Annotated in this window: 19 protein-coding genes; 13 read left to right on the top strand and 6 right to left on the bottom strand. The window is 47.9% G+C overall.

The window, feature by feature from the left end:
* The first annotated feature begins 57 nt into the window (after positions 1-57).
* A complete protein-coding gene (locus ACFVS2_RS09890) occupies positions 58-318 on the top strand; it encodes a YusU family protein (RefSeq protein ID WP_015892299.1) in 261 nt (86 codons plus the stop codon).
* A gap of 46 nt (positions 319-364) precedes the next feature.
* On the opposite strand, the gene ACFVS2_RS09885 is transcribed toward ACFVS2_RS09890, so the two are convergent.
* From ACFVS2_RS09885 to ACFVS2_RS09870, 4 genes are all read right to left on the bottom strand, one after another.
* Positions 365-1,201 (bottom strand): DUF1835 domain-containing protein, encoded by an 837-nt coding sequence (locus ACFVS2_RS09885; protein WP_390233384.1) that lies wholly within the window; start codon positions 1,199-1,201, stop codon positions 365-367.
* A gap of 85 nt (positions 1,202-1,286) precedes the next feature.
* Entirely contained in the window at positions 1,287-2,675 is a 1,389-nt protein-coding gene (locus tag ACFVS2_RS09880; RefSeq protein ID WP_390233381.1) for a hypothetical protein, read from the bottom strand.
* Entirely contained in the window at positions 2,656-3,225 is a 570-nt protein-coding gene (locus ACFVS2_RS09875) for an RNA polymerase sigma factor (protein ID WP_007716978.1), read from the bottom strand. Before ACFVS2_RS09875 ends, ACFVS2_RS09880 begins: the two co-directional genes overlap by 20 nt.
* 52 nt (positions 3,226-3,277) lie before the next feature.
* Positions 3,278-4,942: a DNA repair helicase XPB gene (locus ACFVS2_RS09870; protein WP_390233378.1), complete on the bottom strand. Its 1,665-nt coding sequence runs from the start codon at positions 4,940-4,942 to the stop codon at positions 3,278-3,280.
* Between the two features lie 141 nt (positions 4,943-5,083).
* Here ACFVS2_RS09870 and ACFVS2_RS09865 point away from each other — a divergent pair, with 141 nt between their 5' ends.
* The 5 genes from ACFVS2_RS09865 to ACFVS2_RS09845 all read left to right on the top strand — a co-directional run bounded on the left by ACFVS2_RS09865 (position 5,084) and on the right by ACFVS2_RS09845 (position 10,441).
* Positions 5,084-6,403 carry a hemolysin family protein gene (locus ACFVS2_RS09865; protein WP_390233376.1) on the top strand — a complete coding sequence of 440 codons (1,320 nt, stop codon included), beginning with the start codon at positions 5,084-5,086 and terminating at the stop codon, positions 6,401-6,403.
* Positions 6,404-6,534: 131 nt separating this feature from the next.
* A complete protein-coding gene (locus ACFVS2_RS09860; RefSeq protein WP_173617063.1) occupies positions 6,535-7,539 on the top strand; it encodes an ABC transporter substrate-binding protein in 1,005 nt (334 codons plus the stop codon).
* A gap of 92 nt (positions 7,540-7,631) precedes the next feature.
* Positions 7,632-8,687 (top strand): ABC transporter substrate-binding protein, encoded by a 1,056-nt coding sequence (locus ACFVS2_RS09855; RefSeq protein WP_390233372.1) that lies wholly within the window; start codon positions 7,632-7,634, stop codon positions 8,685-8,687.
* Positions 8,688-8,715: 28 nt separating this feature from the next.
* Entirely contained in the window at positions 8,716-9,651 is a 936-nt protein-coding gene (locus tag ACFVS2_RS09850; RefSeq protein WP_390233369.1) for an ABC transporter permease, read from the top strand.
* A complete protein-coding gene (locus ACFVS2_RS09845; RefSeq protein ID WP_173617066.1) occupies positions 9,644-10,441 on the top strand; it encodes an ABC transporter ATP-binding protein in 798 nt (265 codons plus the stop codon). The genes ACFVS2_RS09850 and ACFVS2_RS09845 overlap by 8 nt, the downstream gene beginning before the upstream one ends.
* A gap of 10 nt (positions 10,442-10,451) precedes the next feature.
* Here ACFVS2_RS09845 and ACFVS2_RS09840 read toward each other — a convergent pair whose 3' ends face one another.
* Positions 10,452-11,675 carry an MDR family MFS transporter gene (locus ACFVS2_RS09840; protein ID WP_390233367.1) on the bottom strand — a complete coding sequence of 408 codons (1,224 nt, stop codon included), beginning with the start codon at positions 11,673-11,675 and terminating at the stop codon, positions 10,452-10,454.
* Between the two features lie 132 nt (positions 11,676-11,807).
* Between ACFVS2_RS09840 and ACFVS2_RS09835 the strand changes: the two genes are divergently transcribed.
* The 7 genes from ACFVS2_RS09835 (at position 11,808) to ACFVS2_RS09805 (ending at position 18,127) form a co-directional block, all read left to right on the top strand.
* Complete coding sequence (locus ACFVS2_RS09835; RefSeq protein ID WP_390233365.1) at positions 11,808-13,610, top strand: SgrR family transcriptional regulator; 1,803 nt, start codon at positions 11,808-11,810, stop codon at positions 13,608-13,610.
* 100 nt (positions 13,611-13,710) lie between these two features.
* On the top strand, positions 13,711-14,142 hold the full coding sequence (locus tag ACFVS2_RS09830; protein WP_048033900.1) for a tellurite resistance TerB family protein: 432 nt from the start codon (positions 13,711-13,713) through the stop codon (positions 14,140-14,142).
* A 108-nt stretch (positions 14,143-14,250) separates the two neighbouring features.
* On the top strand, positions 14,251-15,072 hold the full coding sequence (gene surE / locus ACFVS2_RS09825) for a 5'/3'-nucleotidase SurE (protein ID WP_390233486.1): 822 nt from the start codon (positions 14,251-14,253) through the stop codon (positions 15,070-15,072).
* A gap of 3 nt (positions 15,073-15,075) precedes the next feature.
* Positions 15,076-16,116, top strand: coding sequence for a hypothetical protein (locus ACFVS2_RS09820; RefSeq protein WP_390233362.1), 1,041 nt, complete (start codon positions 15,076-15,078; stop codon positions 16,114-16,116).
* A gap of 149 nt (positions 16,117-16,265) precedes the next feature.
* The gene (locus tag ACFVS2_RS09815; RefSeq protein ID WP_390233359.1) at positions 16,266-16,748 is read left to right on the top strand and encodes a hypothetical protein; all 483 of its coding nucleotides are present in this window, start codon (positions 16,266-16,268) and stop codon (positions 16,746-16,748) included.
* A gap of 64 nt (positions 16,749-16,812) precedes the next feature.
* Entirely contained in the window at positions 16,813-17,409 is a 597-nt protein-coding gene (gene thpR / locus ACFVS2_RS09810) for an RNA 2',3'-cyclic phosphodiesterase (RefSeq protein WP_390233356.1), read from the top strand.
* Positions 17,410-17,458: 49 nt separating this feature from the next.
* On the top strand, positions 17,459-18,127 hold the full coding sequence (locus ACFVS2_RS09805) for a hypothetical protein (RefSeq protein ID WP_173617072.1): 669 nt from the start codon (positions 17,459-17,461) through the stop codon (positions 18,125-18,127).
* Positions 18,128-18,163: 36 nt separating this feature from the next.
* On the opposite strand, the gene ACFVS2_RS09800 is transcribed toward ACFVS2_RS09805, so the two are convergent.
* Entirely contained in the window at positions 18,164-18,643 is a 480-nt protein-coding gene (locus tag ACFVS2_RS09800) for a chemotaxis protein CheW (protein WP_173617073.1), read from the bottom strand.
* Positions 18,644-18,833: the final 190 nt, after the last annotated feature.

Genomic DNA, 18,833 nt, shown 5'->3' with positions numbered 1-18,833 from the left:
TTCGTAAAATAAACCAAGGATACAAATAGAAAAGTTCCTGAAAGTGAGGTAACTGACATGGACGAGAAAAAAGAAGCGTTGGTCCCTGAACTGGAGGATCTAGTTCGTAAATTTACAGAGCTGTTGACAGGAGAAGCGACTCCTGAGCGCGTAGAAATGGTAAAAGTATGGTGCCTGTACACGACAATGGCAAAAGCAATGCCTCCGCTGATTCAGCATTGGGGAAGCGAGCCTGAGCATATGGAAGCACGGAATCAAATTCGGGAAATCATTGAGCAAATCAAGCAATGGAATCAGGAGAAAAATCAAAAGCATTAAAGATAGGAAAAAACGCTGTCTCTTTGCGAAAGAGAACAGCGTTTTTTTACTTCAATCGAATCTCTAAGTGGCGTAGAGGCATCAACTCTCCACGGTACTCTAGCAGGCCTTGCTTGATCAGCTCATGAACCCGGTATATCAAATACGTGTCACCAATACATTGATCGCTTTCCCCCATGACGGTACCGATCACACGTGCAGCCTTTTGGAGCTTATTAGAAGCATGTTCCAAGATCGAGGCATCATAATAATCCTCCGATACGGCTAGCACTTCACCCTTCTTGTAAACGCGCAGCATGCTTTCATCCGATTGCGACCACTTTTCCCATTCGAGGATCAACTTTTGTACGATTGACGCAGGCATATTCTTCTTTACTTGATAGGCGTCCATCACCAATCTAGGAGGGAGGGCACCTGCGCATTTTAATACATAAGATTCCTTGTTGCCGTCTACGTCCCTTACTTTGTAATGGCAATCTAGACTAAAGGCGGTAACGTCGATTGTTTCGAACGAGAGGTTTTTATCCCGGAGCATCGAGACAACATAACGAATTCCGATGCTGTCAGATGCGTTTTGACCATGCCACAGAATTACGTTACTGCCGTCCGGAATCTGAACTGGAAAGGATAGATTTCGCAGCAGATATGCCTTTACCGTTGTCAGGTCTTCGGGAGAGATTGCTTCTACTCGTTTGAAAAAAGAATGAATCCATTCAATCCTTTCATTCATCCCGGTTTCGGTGTCTAGTTGATGTAGCGGTCCAACCGAGAAATCATCCTCGATGCAGATGATGCTTTCTGTCTCTAACAGATTTTGGTTGCGGAAAACGGATCGGAGTGTACCGTAGGCAGATAGGCCGAAGCAGATGTGAAATTTGTTCATTAGTTAGCTCCTCATGATTATCTTCCCAGAAAAAAGACACGATCCAGAAAATCAGGTCGTGTCTTTTTCGATTGTAGGGATCTTTTTACGGATTCCATGTGATATGTTTGGCAGCATCCATTAATTCATTTAAGGTGACTCCATGTGCCGTCATGACTACATACAACGATTGGTTGTCGGACTGTGCGTTAAAATGTGCCGCGTGCTGGGCCGTTGATCCTTTTGAGTCAGTTTGATCAAATGAAACAGCGATGGCTTGTTCTCCGTTGACCGCGAACAACTGAGTAGAGGAGAAAGTACCTGGGATAGAGAGGCTACGCTTGCCTTCTGTATTGCGTACAACATCTATGCGAATCCAGTCGTTGTTCTTCTTGTAATCTGCAGTTAAGCGAGTCACCTTTTGACTGGTTTCGGATTCATATTGGACCGATACCGTACTCAGCGAGAAGCCATTCGGTGCTTGCGAGAGGGCAGGAACGGGCATATCTGATGCTTGTACAGCGGTGTTCAAATCCGAGAACGAGGAGAGCGTAATGGGCTGCTTCGCTGCTGTTGGCAACGTTGGACCCACTAATGCATTCTCAGTCGTACCGCCATCAGCAGTGTCTGGTTCCACTTGGGAAGCGATCCCAAAAGTCGTAGGCTTCTCAGCAGCAGCGCCATTGGCTTCCTTAGCGGCTACAAGGTTACCAGTATTTGCTGACTCGGCTGGAACTTCCGATTTCGCTTTTGCCGCTTGATCAGCTGATTTCCCCTGTAATCCGCGAGATGCCACGCTGTTCTGCCCGTCTTTATTGATCGTACGTGGCTCGGGTGTTGCTACTTTTTCCTCTGGTTTCACCATCGCAATCGCATTGTTCGATTGGGGAGGTGATGCAGGAGGCGTATCTTTTGTAGGTGCAGTCGGAGCGACCTGCGATTGTGTAGCAGCGGACTCTGGATTGCTTTCTGCTTTTTTCATCGTCGGACTATCAGCAGCTGCTGGTACGGAAGCGATAGCAGGTGCTTGCGGTGCCGATTTTGATACCGTATCGTTGAATGCAAAAGTGTTCTGGTTGTCGTGCGTCCCGCTTTCTTGTATGGCAGCCATTTGAATATTACCCGGTGCCATTTGTTGGTAGCCGACGAAACCAACTGCGAGCAAGACAGCCGCTGCGCTAACCCAGGCGTATGAAGGGAAGCCTTTGGTCCAACGCTTGTTTGGTTTTACTATCACTGTGCTCGTTTGTTGTTCTGAAGATGCAGTAGCGGCGTGAGGGGGTACACCTTTTCCGGCGGTCTGGTAGATTGCTTGCATGATTCTGTCTTCCAGGTTCGCTTGAGGTAGTGGAACCTCCTTCAAGAACTGCACCTCCTCTTCTGTTGTCATTTGCGTTTCTATCCAAGCGATGCATTCGTCACAGGTTTCAATATGTGAGTGTGAATCGCTATCTGTGTCATCTAGCCATGCTTTTCTAAATGCCTGGCAGTTCATGTACGAGCCCCCCTTCCTTGCGGGATAACAATTTTGCGAGTTCCTGACGAGCACGCAAGTAACGGACGCGAGCTGTAGATTCGGCGATGCCGAGGAGTGTAGCTATTTTTTCAAACGGATATTCGTGCGTACAGCGAAGGACAATCACTTCTCGATAAGAATCCGACAGTAAAGCAAAGGCCTCCTGAATTTCTCGACGTTGCTCTTTTGTCATGAGCGATTCCTGAGGGGATTCATCTCGTGTATTAGATGGCACATAGGCCAATTGTTCATCCGAGTCATGATACTTTCGGCGACGCAAGAAGTCGATGCTCTTATTTCGGGCAAGCGTATGTAACCAAGAAGAAAACTGGCTGTCCCCGCGGAATGTGGACAATTTTTCATACGCTTTTACAAATACTTCCTGAGTGAGATCCTCTGCATCAGAGCGATTGTTTACCATTTTGTAAATGAAAACGTAGATCATATGCTGATATCGCTGGATGAGGTCGCGATACGCTTCGATGTCGCCTTGAAGAATCCGCTGAATGATTTCGGCGTCGGATTGCATTGAATCTTTGGCCTCCCTTCCCTCTATGAGACGCTGGTTATTCGTAAACGTTTCAGACCAGCGTTTCGCTTTCTATAATATCGTATGGATAGCCTTGTTCGACCAGAAAAAGCTGGCGATGAAGCGAAAATTCCTGCTCTCTCGTGTCTCGTGTTACCAATGTATAAAAATGGGCGGTGTTGTCGTCTGTTTTGGGCCTTAAGATACGTCCCAGGCGCTGTGCCTCCTCTTGTCTGGAACCATACGTCCCGGAAATTTGGATCGCGACGTTGGCATCCGGCAAATCAACCGCAAAGTTGGCTACCTTGGATACGATTAGGCGTGTAATTTCCCCTTTTTTAAACTGCGTGTACAAAATCTCACGTTCTTTGTCCGGTACTTTTCCTGTAATGAGTGGCAGTTGGAGGGCTGATGCCATCTGCTCAAGCTGATCGATATATTGCCCGATGATCAAAACACGATCGTGGGCGTGCCTCTCCAATAGCTCGCGGACGACCTCCAGTTTTTTTGGATTTTCCGCCGCAATGCGAAACTTTTGACGAGCGGTTGCATGTGCATAAGCCTCTCGCCACTTCGGCTCAAAGGGGAGTCGAATTTCTCGGCAATGCGCCTCTGCGATCCAGCCTTGCTCTTCCATGACTTTCCACGGAACCTCGTACTTTTTTGGGCCAATCAGCGTGAAAACTTCTTCCTCCCGCCCGTCTTCCCGAACAAGAGTAGCAGTCAGCCCAAGTCTGCGAGTGGCTTGAATCCCAGAAGTAACACGAAAGATGGGTGCAGGCAACAAATGCACCTCATCGTAAATAATAAGCCCCCAGTCGCGCTCTGAAAAGAGTTTCAGATGAGGAAAATCATCTTCGGCGGTGGGGCGGTATGTAAGAATTTGATAAGTCGCCACAGTTATTGGCTTGACTTCTTTGTTGTCACCAGTGTATTCGCCGACCATATTTGGATCAAGTCCTGTTTTGTCCAAGAGCTCTGCGATCCATTGACGAACCGATGTCGTATTCGTGGTCAAAATGAGGGTGGCTGTTTGCAATTGGCAAATGGCACCAAGCCCAATGACTGTTTTTCCAGCACCACAGGGCAGGACGAGTACGCCGCTTCCCCCAGTCACAGCTCCACCAGAATAGAAGGCATCGACAGCTTCTTTTTGATAAGAACGCAAAGAGAATGCTCTGCCTCGGGATGTCGTTTCCCGCAAGCTGACTGCACAGGATTCGCCTTCTGTATAGCCCGCCAAATCTTGAACAGGAAACCCGAGCTTGATCAGCTCTTGTTTGATCAGACCGCGCGCATAGCTTTTGATAACGAATTCATGCTCAAAAAGAGCAGCGATTGATTTATAACTGGTCACCTCTGCTAAAAGAAGTGGGTCATCACTCATTAATACGAGATGATCGCCAATGCGTTCCAAACGAAACAAGCCGTATTTTCGCATCGTATCTTCTATTTCTTTGACGATGGTAGGTGGGACACCGTACTTGCTGTAGCTGCCAAGCACGTCTGTTACCTCTTGTGATGTAAGACCAGAAGCAGCCGCATTCCAAAGCGATAAAGGGGTGATCCGATAGGTATGGATGTATTCTGGATTCTTGATTAGCTCGGTAAAACCACTGATAGCTTGTCTGGCCTCGGGAAATAAAGGATGCTGTGTTTCCAACAATATCGTCCGATCGCTTTGGACGATCAAGGGCAGGTCTGGACGGTACGACAATAGACTCACCTCGTTACAAAAGGCATAGGAATCAGCACTATGGTATCACAATCTCAAAAAGAAAGAAAAACGAACAGGTAACATTTTGGCGAGGATGGGAAACAATATTCCAAAGCATGGACGGAAAGGATGGCGGGGAGCATGGCAATTTGGGGAAGCTTGTTTAATTTGATCTTGGTCATGATCCTCGTACTCCTGAACGGGTTCTTTGTTGCGACCGAATTCGCGATCGTAAAAGTAAGGGAATCGCGCATTGCGCAGCTCGCAGCGGAAGGAAACAAGCGCGCTGTTGACGTCGAGAGGGTCTTGCACAATTTGGATGCCTATCTCTCCGCGTGCCAACTCGGGATTACGCTGGCTTCATTAGGACTCGGTTGGCTGGGTGAGCCTGCCGTCGCGCATCTTCTACATCCAGTTTTTCGTTATTTCCAATTAAATGAAACGGTTGTTTCCAGTATTTCCTTTATTATCGCTTTTTCGCTGATTACGTTTTTGCATATCGTGCTGGGGGAGCTGGCACCTAAGACACTGGCTATTCAATACTCCGAAAAGGTGGTACTTGCGGTAGCCAAGCCGATCCAGCTCTTTTACAAAATCATGTATCCCTTTATTCAAATGCTGAACTGGGCTGCGAGCCGTTTTCTTGCGCTTTTTCATATATCCTTGGAGCCGCATCAGGAAGCACATACAGAAGAAGAGATTCGCATTCTTGTCAATGAAAGTCATAAAAGCGGCTTGATTGATCAAACCGAACTGATGCTGGTTGATAATATTTTTGATTTCTCGGAGACGATGGCAAGAGAAATCATGGTTCCGCGTACGGATATGGTTGTCTTGAACCTGCGCGATCCCTTTGATGAAAACGTCAAGCATGTCCAAAACGGACGGTTTACCCGCTATCCAGTAGTAGATGGTGACAAGGATCATGTAGTAGGTAGCTTGCACATCAAGGATATGCTGACAGGGCTATTAGAAGGAGAGAGCCATGACCTTCAGACCTTCATGCGTCCTATTTTGACTGTACCGGAGACAATCTCGATCAGCCGGTTGTTGACCATGCTGCAAAAACAACGAGGACAAATGGCAATTATCATAGACGAGTATGGGGGCACTGCCGGGCTGGTGACCCTTGAAGATATAATGGAAGAAATTGTTGGTGACATTCAGGATGAGTTCGACGACGAGCGTCCAGAGGTGGAGCGCAGTGACGGGATGCTGTCATTGGATGGGCGTATGCTACTGGAAGAAGTGGGCGATTATCTGGACATCGAATTGGAGTCAAGCGATGTAGATACACTAGCAGGCTGGATTTACATGCAAATCGACCATCCGCCACGCGTGGGGGATCGAGTAAAAGAGGGGAAGTACGAATTTGTTGTGGGAGAAGTCGACCATTACAGAATTACCAGGGTATATGTAAACAAAATCAGCAAAGCAGAGGAAGAAATCAGTTCCACGTAAGTGAGGAAAGGGGGCTTCTCAATGCGTAATATAATTGCTATAATGGGACACAAGTTGCATAGATGGCAATGAGCCTAATTGCTTAGGGTGATTAGAGCAGCAGAGAGTAGAGACTAGAGGAGGAAGTACAGATGAGACGAGCAGTCAGTATGGTACTGACCGCATTGCTGGCGTTTTCTTTGGCAGCATGTGGCAACGAAACAGGTGGGAAAACAGAGACAGCAGCAACGACAGGCCAAGGGCAAACAGTGAAGCTGGGGCTGACACAATTCGTGGAGCACCCTGCACTGGATGCGATTCATAAAGGAATTTTGGATGGTCTGAAGGATGCTGGCTACGAAGAGGGCAAGAACTTGGAGGTAGACTCCCAGAACGCCCATGGTGACATGAACAATACGGTCTCGATCGCACAGAAGTATGCCGGAGATAAAAAGGATCTTGTCGTAGCGATTGCGACGCCATCCGCTCAGGCTGCAGCCAAGGCGATTGCTGACAAACCTGTTGTTTTCAGTTCCGTAACAGACCCGATCTCGGCTCAACTGGTTGGCAGTCTGGAGAAGCCAGACAAAAATGTGACCGGGACGTCCGATAAAGTATCGATGGAACAACAATTGAAGCTGGTGAAAGCCTTCCTGCCTGAGCTGAAAAAGCTGGGCGTGATCTATACGACCTCCGAAATTAATTCAGAGGTACAGGTCAAGGAATTGGAAGAAGCAGCGCAAAAAGAAGGCGTAGAAATCATCAAAGCAGGCATTTCGCAGCTATCCGAAGTGCAGCTGGCAGCTCAAGGGCTTGCTAGTAAAGCAGATGCCATTATTATCCCAATTGACAACACCGTCGTATCTTCGTTTGAAGCGGTACTCGGAGCAGCAGAGGGAAACAAAATCCCTGTATTTGCTTCTGACACCGATACAGTGAAACGTGGAGCGGTTGCTACGTATGGGATTGATTACTACCAAATCGGTAAACAAACAGGCGATATGGCTGCCCGTATTTTAAAAGGGCAAAGTGTTGCTGATACTCCTGTAGAGATTTCGAAACAAGCTGATTTGTATATCAATGAAACAGCTGCTGCAAAGTTTGGGCTCACTATTTCTGAGGCACTCAAACAACAGGCGAAAGAAATCATCAAGTAAAAAGAGAGCGTCATGCTCTCTTTTTATTCTTTTAAAACCGTTTTATCCATGTTAAAATTGTAGAAAAAAATTCACGAGGGGGAATTCACTAAATGTTCAAACAAAAGAAGAGTATTAAGATTTTTCAGAGTTTTTTATTTCCTTTATTGCTTTTGTCTGTTACCGCTTGTGGACAGCAAAGCGCTACCCCTGCAAACAATTCTACACCCGCTCCTGCAACCACGACGGCACCTGCTCCGTCTACTGAAACCAAGCAGCTGACAATTGGAATTGCCCAATTCGTTGAACACCCTGCTTTGGATGCAGCAAGAGAGGGCTTTATCAGCCAATTGGCTAAAAACGGCTACGAAAAAGACAAGCAAGTAAAAATCGATGTGCAATCCGCTCAGGCGAGCATGGATACAGCCATTCAGATTGCCCAAAAATTCGAGGCTGACAAAGTTGATTTGGTGTTGGCCATTGCGACTCCAACGGCACAGGCTGCCGCACAAACCAGTAAAGAAATTCCGATCCTGTTTACTGCGGTTACTGATCCGGTAGAAGCTGGTCTGGTTGCAGCGATGGACAAGCCAGGAGCGAACGTAACTGGTACATCGGATATGAACCCTGTCGAAGAGCAATTGAAGCTGATCAAAGAAATGAAAGCTGATGCGAAATCTGTTGGAATCATTTATAGCTCAGGTGAAGTCAACTCCAAAGTACAAGTAGATGCGGCAAAAGCTGTAGCCGGTAAGCTTGGTTTAGAAATCAAAGAAGCGGCCATTACGAGCGCGACAGAAGTGAAGCAAGCAGCTGAGTCCATGGTAGGCAAAGTAGATGCTTTCTATGTACCGACTGACAACATGGTCGTATCTTCGATTGCTGCTGTTATCAGTGTAGCGGAAGCACAAAAAATTCCGGTCATCGCTGGTGAAGAAAACTCTGTGAAGAGCGGAGCGATTGCCACTTACGGGATCGACTACACGAAGCTGGGCGAGCAAACAGCTGATATGGCAGCAAAAATCCTGAAGGGTGAAGCGAAGCCAGCTGATATGGCTGTTGAAGTGCAAGCAGACATGAAACTCGTATTGAATAAGAAAGCAGCGGAAAAAATGGGTGTGACGATTCCGCAAGCCATGCTCGACCGTGCTGGACAAGTGATCGAGTAATAAATGCAGTAATTGGAGGATTTCTTCTATGAATCAACTGGCAGTAATGGGAGCCATTGAGCAAGGTTTACTATTTGGTATTTTGGCTCTCGGTGTATATCTGACCTTCCGAGTCCTAAACGTTCCTGACTTGACTGTAGATGGTAGTTTTGCCTTGGGAGGCGCAATCGCAGCCAAGTTCATCATTGATGGAACCAATCCGTTTTTGGCTACCCTGCTGGCTTTCATCGTAGGTGGTTTGGCAGGAGCTTTTACAGGCGTCTTGCATACCAAAGGAAAGATTAACGCACTTTTGGCGGGGATCTTGACGATGATTGCCTTGTACTCGATCAATTTGCGTGTCATGGGGAAAGCGAATCTGCCTCTTTTGCGGGAAGATACCCTGTTCACTTATGTGAAGGATATGGGCATTCCGAACCTGTCCGTAGGTGGAGTTACCTTGCTGTCTGGTGTAGCAATCGTCTTTATCGCAGGGGTTATGGTGTTGAAGCTCATCATTGACTGGTTCCTGCATACGGATATGGGTCTGGATTTGCGTGCGACAGGTGACAACTCGAAGATGATCCGCAGCTTTGGGGTAAACACGGATTCGACAACGATCATCGGTTTGGCTCTCTCCAATGGCTTGGTAGCTTTAGCTGGTGCGTGGGTAGCCCAATACCAAGGCTTTGCGGATGTAGGAATGGGGATCGGGATGATCGTCATCGGTCTCGCTTCCGTTATTGTCGGGGAAGTTTTGTTTGGTAGCTCTTCGATTTTCAGAGTGACGCTTGCTGTCATTCTCGGCTCGATTGTGTACCGCTTAGTCATTGCACTGGCTCTGGATGCTGGGCTCAATCCTTCTGATATGAAGCTGATTACTGCCCTGATTGTTATCATTGCCCTGACTGTTCCAACTGTGGCAAAAGGCATTTGGAAAAAGCAAGCGGGACGGACGGCAAGGGGAGGAAGCAGCGATGCTTAAAATTACAAACGTCAACAAAGTATTCAACGCAGGAACTGTGAATGAAAAGATCGCGCTTCGAAACGTCAATCTGAACGTAAAGAAAGGAGAGTTCATCACCGTTATCGGTAGTAATGGTGCCGGTAAATCGACGATGATGAACATGATCTCCGGTGGACTGACGCCAGATAACGGAAGCATTACAATTGACGGCAAAGATGTCACACGTTTAGCGGAGCACCAACGCGCAGGTCTGATCGGCCGTGTGTTTCAGGACCCAATGGCAGGTACAGCGCCGAACATGACGATTGAGGAAAATCTGGCAATCGCTTTGGGACGGGGAAAACGTCGTACACTTGGATTTGGGGTGAATAACCATAAGCGAGAGTTGTTCCGCGAGCAGCTCAAGCAGCTGGATCAAGGGCTGGAGAACCGTTTGAAGACCAAAGTTGGTTTTCTCTCAGGAGGACAGCGTCAAGCGCTTAGCCTGTTGATGGCTACCTTCACGGAGCCGAAGATTTTGCTCCTCGATGAGCATACAGCAGCGCTTGACCCAAAACGGGCGCAGTTGATTGTAGATTTAACCGAAAAAATCGTGGAGCGCTATAAACTGACGACAATCATGGTCACGCATAATATGGAACAAGCGTTGAACATGGGTAATCGTCTGTTGATGCTCCATGATGGGGGAATCATCCTCGACATTCCGGATGAGAAAAAACGGACGATGAAACCGCAGGATCTGCTTCGAGCATTCGAAACAGCCCGCGGTGGAGAAAGCTTCAGTGAAGATCGCTTCTTGTTAACCTAATCGGATCGAATCAGCCTTCCTGTTCAAGCGGGGAGGCTTTTTCGTTGTTGGAAAGATACACGTACATGAATCCGGCACCGATTAAGAGGATGCCTGCAACGATCGTGAAAAGCATCGCGCCGCCATAATGCAGCAAGACAAGGCTTCCCAAGTATGGTCCGCTCATGCGGGAAATATCCCAGTGTGTTCCTGTGATCGCGAAGTACCGCCCGCGCATCGTGACAGGTGAAATCCGTGTGACGAAGGCCATCAACTGAGTCAGACCAATACTCTCTCCGAGGACGAGCAACACTTGCAAAGCGAGAAGGACAGGCACGTTGTCAATGAAGGCATAGCCCAAGGATACGATAAGAAAACAAATATACGAGCTGCTAATCAACAGGCGAGCCGACAAGTGCTGGGTCCATTTGACGAGCAAATACTCGAACAGGAGCAACAGTACCCCTTTTACCGCAATGAGCAAGGCGAGTGTCTGCAAATAGTCTGGTAGCGTGTATTTCAGATGAAGCTGGAGGTTCGTTTCGGTTTGCGCGTAAAACAGACTGATCGGCAAAGACAGCATCATAATGGCAAGGGCTGGTCGATAAACATGCCAGGAGCCGCGTGAACGTACGTCTGCTGCTTCTTCGACAGGAGCCTCTGGCAGTGGTGTTTGAGGGATTTTCCACCAGACGGCAAGAGAATAGATCAATAGCGAGATCGCAGTAAACAAAAATGCCATAGCAGGATCGTACTTATAAATAACGACGCCGACTAAAGGGCCCAATGCGGCCCCGATACTGCTAGAAGTATTGAGAAGGGCAAAAGCACCGGCCATTTGTGCGGAGGAAATCGTATCAGCTAGATGCGCGCGGCTGGCAGGGATAAACAGGGATCGGCCAGCACCGTTGATGATGTACAGGATCGCAAAGCCCAGCATAGAGTCTGCCCAAGCCATTCCCAACATGGCGAAGCCTTGCAGAAACAAGGCGAGTAGCATGATCGTTTTTCGTCGATAGCGGTCCGTGATGCCACCAGCAAATAGCGTCAGCAAAATCTCGGAGAAGGGTTGCAAACCAATAACGAGCATGGTCATAGTGACAGAGCCGCCGATGTTCTCGCTCAAGTACAATACGAGAAACGGGGCGATCATGGCGCTGGATAAAGAGGTAAGCGTTTCGCCGAACAGACGGACCCAGAGGAGTGTCGGATACGCAGCAAAGAATCGACTGAGTGCATTAGGGATGTGTGACATAAGAAAGTCCTTTCTCCGGCTTTTCCGGTTAGTTGGTGTTTTTAGAATTGTAAGGTGGCAAAGACCGGAGAAAAAGCGTACGATTAGGCGAATAGCTTTTTCATGTTTTATGAGGAAATTGGTGGTGGCAAGATGCAACTCGTTGAACAATACATGCGCTTATGTGCGGGTCGGCCTAATGAAACGATAGGGCATCCGCTTGACATATCGTTAGCTGAAGTTGCTTCGCTTTTATTCTGTACATTGCGGAATGCGACCTTGACCTTGAAAAAAATGCAAAGCCAGGGATGGGTAGTCTGGCAGCCGGGGAGAGGGCGAGGAAATCGATCTGTACTGACATGCTTGCTTGTGCCCGAAGACCTGATCATGAGTGTAGCCAAGGAACTCGTGCAAAAAGGGGAGATTCGTGCTGCACGGGATATGATCGACGAATATGGGGTAAATGTGCCTATTTTAGGTGAAAAATTTTCACGATGGATGAATAGTCAGTTTGGACATCGTGTGAAGCGGGAAAAGGGAAGTAAGGGCAGAGGCGATACCTTGCGATTGTTTTACAGTCGACCATTCGCAGTGCTTGATCCGATTCATATTCTCCTGCGCTCCGAGTCACATATGGTCAAGCAGCTATTTGATTCTCTCGTCCAGTTTGATACAGTCACGAAACGGATTGAACCCGCTATCGCTTTTTATTGGGAGGCTAGTGAAGAAGGAAAGCAGTGGACTTTTTATTTGCGGAAAGGTGTCTTATTCCATCATGGCCGTCCACTTGTGGCCGATGATGTGCGCTTTTCCTTGCTTCGATTGATGGAGCATTCCTATAAACATCGCTGGCTAGCTGCTTCAATCGAATCGATTACCGTCAAAGATGACTACGTATTGACGATCTCTTTGCATATGCCGGATGAATTGTTTCTACAGGCACTGAGCAAGGAATATTTGGCGATTGTCCCCTGTGATTATGTTTTGGAGATGGGGGAGCAATTTACGCAAATGCCAGTAGGAACGGGGCCGTTTCGAGTAGTCCGTAACGATGATTCCATGCTCGTACTTGAAGCGTTCACGCCTTATTTTGGGGGGAGGCCGTTCTTGGACCGAATCGAAATCTGGTGCGTACCTGGAATGGCAGCAGAAGCACAGGTAGATGAGAGCTTGTTATCCGTAATGGCTATGGATGATCATCGTGATACGAGCTTTCTGGCGTGGAGTGACGTTGACAGATTGGAAGAATGTTTTCAATACGTGAGCTTGAATGGAGCAAAAAATGGCCCGCTGTCACATAGCGAGTTTCGGAGTCTCATGGTGGCTATCATTTGTGGACAAGCCTTGAGACAAGAGCTACAGGGAACGAGAGAGCATGCAGTCATCTGGGGTGGAACTGATTCGTTCCAAGAAAAAAGAGAGGTGCCGGATTCACAGGAGTTGGTTCGTATTTTCAAAGAGAGCGGATATCTGGGAGAGGCACTGTTGCTCTATACGTATCCAGATTCCGATCATATAGAAGATGCCCAGTGGATTCAGAAAACGTGCAAGGAATACGGAATTGCCATTGAGATCAGGTATGCATCCCCGGAGGAGCTTGCCTTGCCTTCGTTATTACAAGAGGCAGATTTGGTTGTAGATAGTGCGAATGTAGATGAAAGGGCGGAGCTGTCGTTACGAGAATTTCTATACGCTGGTGCGTTGAGTATTTCTCATCATTTAGATCCGCATGGAAAGGAAGAGATCGCGTATTGGATGAACCGCATGTCGTGCGTCCAAACAGCACAAGACCGACAAGCTTGCGTGGACAGTATCATGCATACACTTGCGGCTTACAGTACGTTTGTCCCACTGTATTCGAATCGGGTAGAAATGCTTGCACATCCGCGGTTATCTGGTGTAAGTCTGGATGCCTATGGTTGGATTGATTTCAGACGCATTTTTGTTAGGGAATAGCATAAATTTGTCACATAATTATGTGAAACCGCTTTCGTTTTTCATCGTATTATCATATGTAGTTATATATTATGCTCATAAAGTTTTTTGAGGAGGAACTATGCCGGTGTATACCAAAATCGAAAAGGACAAACACATTTTGTTTGCGTCCATTCGCTTGATGATCTGCGTCGGGCACGCCGATGGTTATATAGGAAATAAAGAAATGGATCGTATTCATGAAATCGTGAATTCGGAGCATTTTACATTGAAAGAACGACAAATTTTAATGGATGACATGGATTATCCGAAGCGTCCGGAGGTCATCGTGGAAGATCTGGTAGCCATGACGCAGGCCGAAAAGCTCGTTATGATGCGCAAGCTCTACCACATGGCATTGATCGATCGGAAGCTATCACCGTCGGAGACAAAAGAGATTGCCCGTATCGCATGCCTGATCGGAATCTCGGAGGAAAAGCAGCGACAAGTAGAAGAGTGGATTCGCGAAGGGATTGTCTGGCGCGAACGCTGGAAAGATATTGTAGGCGAATAGCCGGGGCCCCAATATGATTGGGGTCCTTTCGTTTTAGGTGGAAGCGTGGCGCAGCCTCGTTATCTACAGTACAATAAGAAAAATAACGTCTCAGCGAGTGGCAACGCTATGGATGAAGGAGGAGACCCTATTTTGCGGATCTTGGTTACGAATGATGATGGCATCGATGCTCTTGGTATCAAGCGGTTGGTAGAAGCTTTGCTCACTTTGGAGGAAGCGGAAGTCTATATAGTGGCACCGGTTGAAGAGAAAAGCGGGGTCGGACATGGAATCACTTATCGCAGTGCACTCGCACCTGAACAGCGTGATTTTTACGGAATGCCGGTAAAAGCGTGGGCGGTCAATGGCAACCCTGCAGACTGTGTAAAAGCTGCTTACCATCTCCTGTTTGAACATGGGAAAAAGCCGGATATCGTATTCTCGGGGATTAACGTCGGGACGAATCTCGGACGTGATATTTATTACTCCGGTACGTGCAGCGGTGCCAGGGAGGCGGTAATCTTGGGTGTTCCCGGTGTTGCCCTTTCCTATGATAACTGGTTCGATCAAGACAACTTCGGCGACGTAGTGGAGATGATTCGTCCGATTGTAAAAGAATTCAGCGATCGTGCGGTCAAAGGAGAACTGGCGTCAGAGGTATTCTGGAATATTAATATCCCGCATGTACCGCTGGCTGAGGTGAAAGGAATGGTTCCCGCCACCTTGTCCATGAACCACTATGAAGACAAATATAGCGAAGAAGCAGAAGGCTATTATTTGGCACGCGAGTACCCTCAAGTCATGCCACTGGCAGAGCCGCTGGACTATGATTTGCTCAAGCATGGCTATATTGCGATTACCCCTGTCCACATTGACGCGACAGATCGGACTCTCTTAAAACAAATGGACAATTGGGCATTGCTAAAAGCTTGGGGAAAACAGGAGGATTAACGCATGAATGAGGAATTTTTCCCTCCGCTAACCCCCGATGACACCCTGTGTTCTCCAGATGAGTCAACACAGGGAGAGGTTCTTGATCCCGTGGTTTATCACGATTTGTACATGCTGGCAGAAGAAGAGGGGCTTCCTTACTTTGTCCGTCTAAGTGGAACGGGCGAAGTGGAGCTGTATTTGGTATTCGAATCGGTGGATGCTTTCAGTGAGCAGACGAGAGATGCCGTTTCTCTCGAGTTCAAGACGTATCAAAATAGACTGCTCGCGGTCATTTGGACACTGTCGGACCCGCTGAATCCACTTGGTTTTCCCTTGACGTTCGACATAGCGCGTGCTGATGAGCGTAGCATGGCCTTGAAAATGATCGAGCAGCCGTATACCTTTTTGCACTACTTGGCTTACGCAGATCGAGAGCTTACCCACATCTATTCCGAATCCATCTCTTTTTCCCCAGCGGAAGTGGCTCGTACGCATGAGATGATTCAGGCGCTCTATGAGGGAACACCCGATACACTTCCAGAAGAAGTGCAGGTGCGTGAGGAAGAGACCGAAAGCATCTCAGCGATGAGCTTGCCTGCATCTGTTTTTACAGAATCGGGGATGGCCTTCGTATTGCGTTACAAGCACATGAGTGATGTCCATGGTGAAGAAGGAGCCCAGCATTTATTGATGAGTACTGTGCAGCAAGCAGTGTGGGTTATACGCAGGCACGCCCGCAGCGAGGTCCGGGATACGTCCTTTACCATATGGGCTGCGGAAGCGGACGATTACGCGATGATCGTGTTGACGCCAAGTCTCTCGCATTTATTCGTGGTCGTTCATATGTCAGAGGATGAAGCGAATCCGTTCTCGCGCTTTTTGATGACCTTGCCGGAGTACGTGCAGACGCAGGACGCTTCTCCCTTGCAGTTGGGTGCCTATCCACTATTGCGTTATGAGAGCGGTCGCCTCTATCATTTGGAGCTGGATGAAGATGTACAGAACCATCTCGCGCAGGTGTTTGCGAAAGCGTTTCCAGGAATGTCTATCCCTTACCTGTAATTGTTGAGAGATTGTGAAAAAAGACGCACCCCGGAATCTTTTGGTGTTCGATGAAATATGGGTAAATAAGTCATTTTTCAACAAAGGATATGACAGGCGGGAGTTCGAATTAGGTAAGATAGACAATCCATTGGGGAGAGGTGACGACGATGTACGCTGTTGAACCCAATTTGTTCCAGGCTGTTTCTGAATGCGCCCACCGTTTTCAAGGGGAGATTGAGCAACTGGCACAACGTCATGCGCTTACGATCGAAGGAGGGCTTCCTGCCTTGGAGCTGCAGGTACATCCGCAGTTTCAGGCTTTACTCGAGTACAATCTGTGGGGAGAAGCCGGTTTAGTAGTTATCCATGGGAAATTACATAAGCGCGATCACGTTTGGACAGATTCGTTTTCTGTCATGATGAAGTTTTCCTTGACGCATGATCCGAGTATCGATATCGAAGGAAAGAAGCAGCGCATTGAAGAGTATTTATACGGGGAAGCAGAGTACTTCTGGAATATCCCTCCCGTTGGTCATGTCGGTCATAGTGAGCTGACCTTGCGTTTTACCTACCAGCCTGGATCGAACCTTCTTGCGGAATATGTCAGGAGTGTTTTGGGAATCGTAACCGGAAAGATGATGGCTGCCTAACGCGGCATGAAAGATAAATGGCTCTCCGTCACAGGAGGGCTATTTTTTTCGAAGGAGGACAGAAATGCGCTTATTCATAGCACTGGATATTCCAGCTGAGGCTGCTGCTTATATTGCCGATGTTCAAAAACGGTTGAAGCAAGATGTGGCTGCGGACAGGTGGCAGTCTCTCGCTAACTTGCATTTGACTCTGCATTTTCTTGGGGAGGTGGATGAGTCACTCGTACCCGCTATCTGTGAGGATATGGATATCGTCAGCGCGATCATCCAGCCATTTACCCTGCGTGTTGGTAGCTTTGGAGTTTTTCCGAATGCCCTGCATCCACGTGTGCTCTGGCTGGGACTGCGCGGCCAACTTACTCCTCTCAAGCAGCTGCATTTATTGTTGGGCAGACGATTCGAATTGCACGAAGGCTTGTCCTACGATCGGAAACAGTATCGGCCGCATATTACGCTGGCACGCGGTCCGCATCGCAACGGAGATGAGTTGGCCCTCCTGGACTGGAATGAACGTTATTTAGCGCAGGAGCCGCCACAATGGAAGGCACGGCATTTCCATTTGTATCGTTCCGAGCTGTTGCCAGAGGGCGCGGTACATACGATGATCCACACGAGCACGTTTGATAAAGATCACAGCAAAAAACAAGCGTTGCCTGAATAGACTAAGAAGAAAGGATCAGGGAAGCCTTCCAGAAAGCGGTGGAAAGCGGATGGGTGAGTTCACGACCGGCATTCTTTATCCACGCAAATACGAACCGAAAGTACTGATTGCCTTATCCAAGACAGAGCAGCCACACTTCCACAGAAACGTCAACAGCGACTGGAATGCATTTTTCCTGCAGGATGAGTGGCTGGAAACCTCCACGACGCTTGATTTTTTGCTGAGACTGTCCAAGCAATTCGTACCCCTCCTCTGGTTTCATGACGCTGAGGACAACGGCTGGGGCTTTCGCTTGTTCGATGCAGGCTTCGAGGTTGCGTCAGCGACAATCAGCTACTCGCTCGATGTAGAAATGGCAGAAGCCGAGTTTGGCAGGCTTTATCCAGAGATTGACCTGCAGGAAGGAATCGTAGACAGCGAGGACGTTCGGCAAAAGTATGAAGACATACTGGAGAGGGTAGTGCGTTCGGAGTTGTATCGGCGCGAGGTAGGTAAAGGAATCACACGTATCAAGCCGCAGTCGTTTGGTCGGATCGTGGGTCCGAAGCAGATTCAGCAGTTACGTTCCCTTTTTGATTTGCAGTTGTTGACGAACGTCGATGACGACACAGGGGCTTCACTGTTGTACGACTCGGTTGACCTGTTCAAAGAAATTTTGGGAATCGAAGAAATGGTATGGGTGAATTATGCGTATTTAGCAAGCGGAGGAAGAGAGTAGCCCAGTGCATCATCGCACTGGGCTTTACACTGCCACTTACTTCTTTTTCCACTGTCCAAAAATTTCATCCACATCGAGCAGCATGATCAGCTTGTCGTTCATACGGGCAATGCCTTGCAAATACTTGCCCTCTACACCAGCGATAATAGGTGGGGCAGGCTCGATCAAGCTCTGCGGAATATTCATGACCTCAGAGACCGCATCCACGATAATCCCGATGTTCAACCCATCCATCTGCAAATCGACAAAGCGAGTGTCATCCGTTTCTTCCAAAGGTTCCAAATCAAACATTTTCCGCAAGTTGATTATCGGTAAGATCCGCCCACGCAGATCAATGACTCCTTCGACATATGGTGGAGATTTTGGAAAACGTGTAATGGGCAGCGGCTTGATAATCTCACGTACGAGCGAAATCGACAGGCCGTAATATTCATTCCCCATTTTAAACAAAATCTGTTGGTCAACAGCTGCTTCTGTCTCCCAATCCGAACCGTTGCTTCTTTTCGTCATTTCCATGTGCACTATTCCTCCCCGAACCGCTTTCCATGTCTTTACCCATATTGTACCATGGGCAAACCTACTCAGGACGTTTTTTTGTGACAGGCAAAGACTTATGAACTAGTTTCAGGGGATAATCTGCAAGGAAGCGAGAACACTTCGATAGTAGTAACACCCGCGAACGATCGGCAGCCTTTGCTCATGAGCA

Origin of the sequence: Brevibacillus sp. NPDC058079, from assembly GCF_042885155.1 — a bacterium.
In the GTDB taxonomy this organism is placed as follows: Bacteria; Bacillota; Bacilli; order Brevibacillales; family Brevibacillaceae; genus Brevibacillus.
Note: the sequence above shows the minus strand (reverse complement) of the source record. Positions and strands in the feature narration are given on the sequence as shown.

Bases quoted from the DNA above. Each gene is read 5' to 3' on its own strand.
- ACFVS2_RS09850 (WP_390233369.1), top strand. From the start codon at position 8,716: ATGAATCAACTGGCAGTAATGGGAGCCATTGAGCAAGGTTTACTATTT.
- ACFVS2_RS09865 (WP_390233376.1), top strand. From the start codon at position 5,084: ATGGCAATTTGGGGAAGCTTGTTTAATTTGATCTTGGTCATGATCCTC.
- ACFVS2_RS09890 (WP_015892299.1), top strand. From the start codon at position 58: ATGGACGAGAAAAAAGAAGCGTTGGTCCCTGAACTGGAGGATCTAGTT.
- ACFVS2_RS09880 (WP_390233381.1), bottom strand. From the start codon at position 2,675: ATGAACTGCCAGGCATTTAGAAAAGCATGGCTAGATGACACAGATAGC.
- ACFVS2_RS09845 (WP_173617066.1), top strand. From the start codon at position 9,644: ATGCTTAAAATTACAAACGTCAACAAAGTATTCAACGCAGGAACTGTG.
- thpR (WP_390233356.1), top strand. From the start codon at position 16,813: ATGCGCTTATTCATAGCACTGGATATTCCAGCTGAGGCTGCTGCTTAT.
- ACFVS2_RS09855 (WP_390233372.1), top strand. From the start codon at position 7,632: ATGTTCAAACAAAAGAAGAGTATTAAGATTTTTCAGAGTTTTTTATTT.
- ACFVS2_RS09835 (WP_390233365.1), top strand. From the start codon at position 11,808: ATGCAACTCGTTGAACAATACATGCGCTTATGTGCGGGTCGGCCTAAT.
- ACFVS2_RS09840 (WP_390233367.1), bottom strand. From the start codon at position 11,675: ATGTCACACATCCCTAATGCACTCAGTCGATTCTTTGCTGCGTATCCG.
- ACFVS2_RS09800 (WP_173617073.1), bottom strand. From the start codon at position 18,643: ATGGAAATGACGAAAAGAAGCAACGGTTCGGATTGGGAGACAGAAGCA.
- ACFVS2_RS09805 (WP_173617072.1), top strand. From the start codon at position 17,459: ATGGGTGAGTTCACGACCGGCATTCTTTATCCACGCAAATACGAACCG.
- ACFVS2_RS09875 (WP_007716978.1), bottom strand. From the start codon at position 3,225: ATGCAATCCGACGCCGAAATCATTCAGCGGATTCTTCAAGGCGACATC.
- surE (WP_390233486.1), top strand. From the start codon at position 14,251: ATGGATGAAGGAGGAGACCCTATTTTGCGGATCTTGGTTACGAATGAT.
- ACFVS2_RS09885 (WP_390233384.1), bottom strand. From the start codon at position 1,201: ATGAACAAATTTCACATCTGCTTCGGCCTATCTGCCTACGGTACACTC.
- ACFVS2_RS09830 (WP_048033900.1), top strand. From the start codon at position 13,711: ATGCCGGTGTATACCAAAATCGAAAAGGACAAACACATTTTGTTTGCG.
- ACFVS2_RS09860 (WP_173617063.1), top strand. From the start codon at position 6,535: ATGAGACGAGCAGTCAGTATGGTACTGACCGCATTGCTGGCGTTTTCT.
- ACFVS2_RS09815 (WP_390233359.1), top strand. From the start codon at position 16,266: ATGTACGCTGTTGAACCCAATTTGTTCCAGGCTGTTTCTGAATGCGCC.
- ACFVS2_RS09820 (WP_390233362.1), top strand. From the start codon at position 15,076: ATGAATGAGGAATTTTTCCCTCCGCTAACCCCCGATGACACCCTGTGT.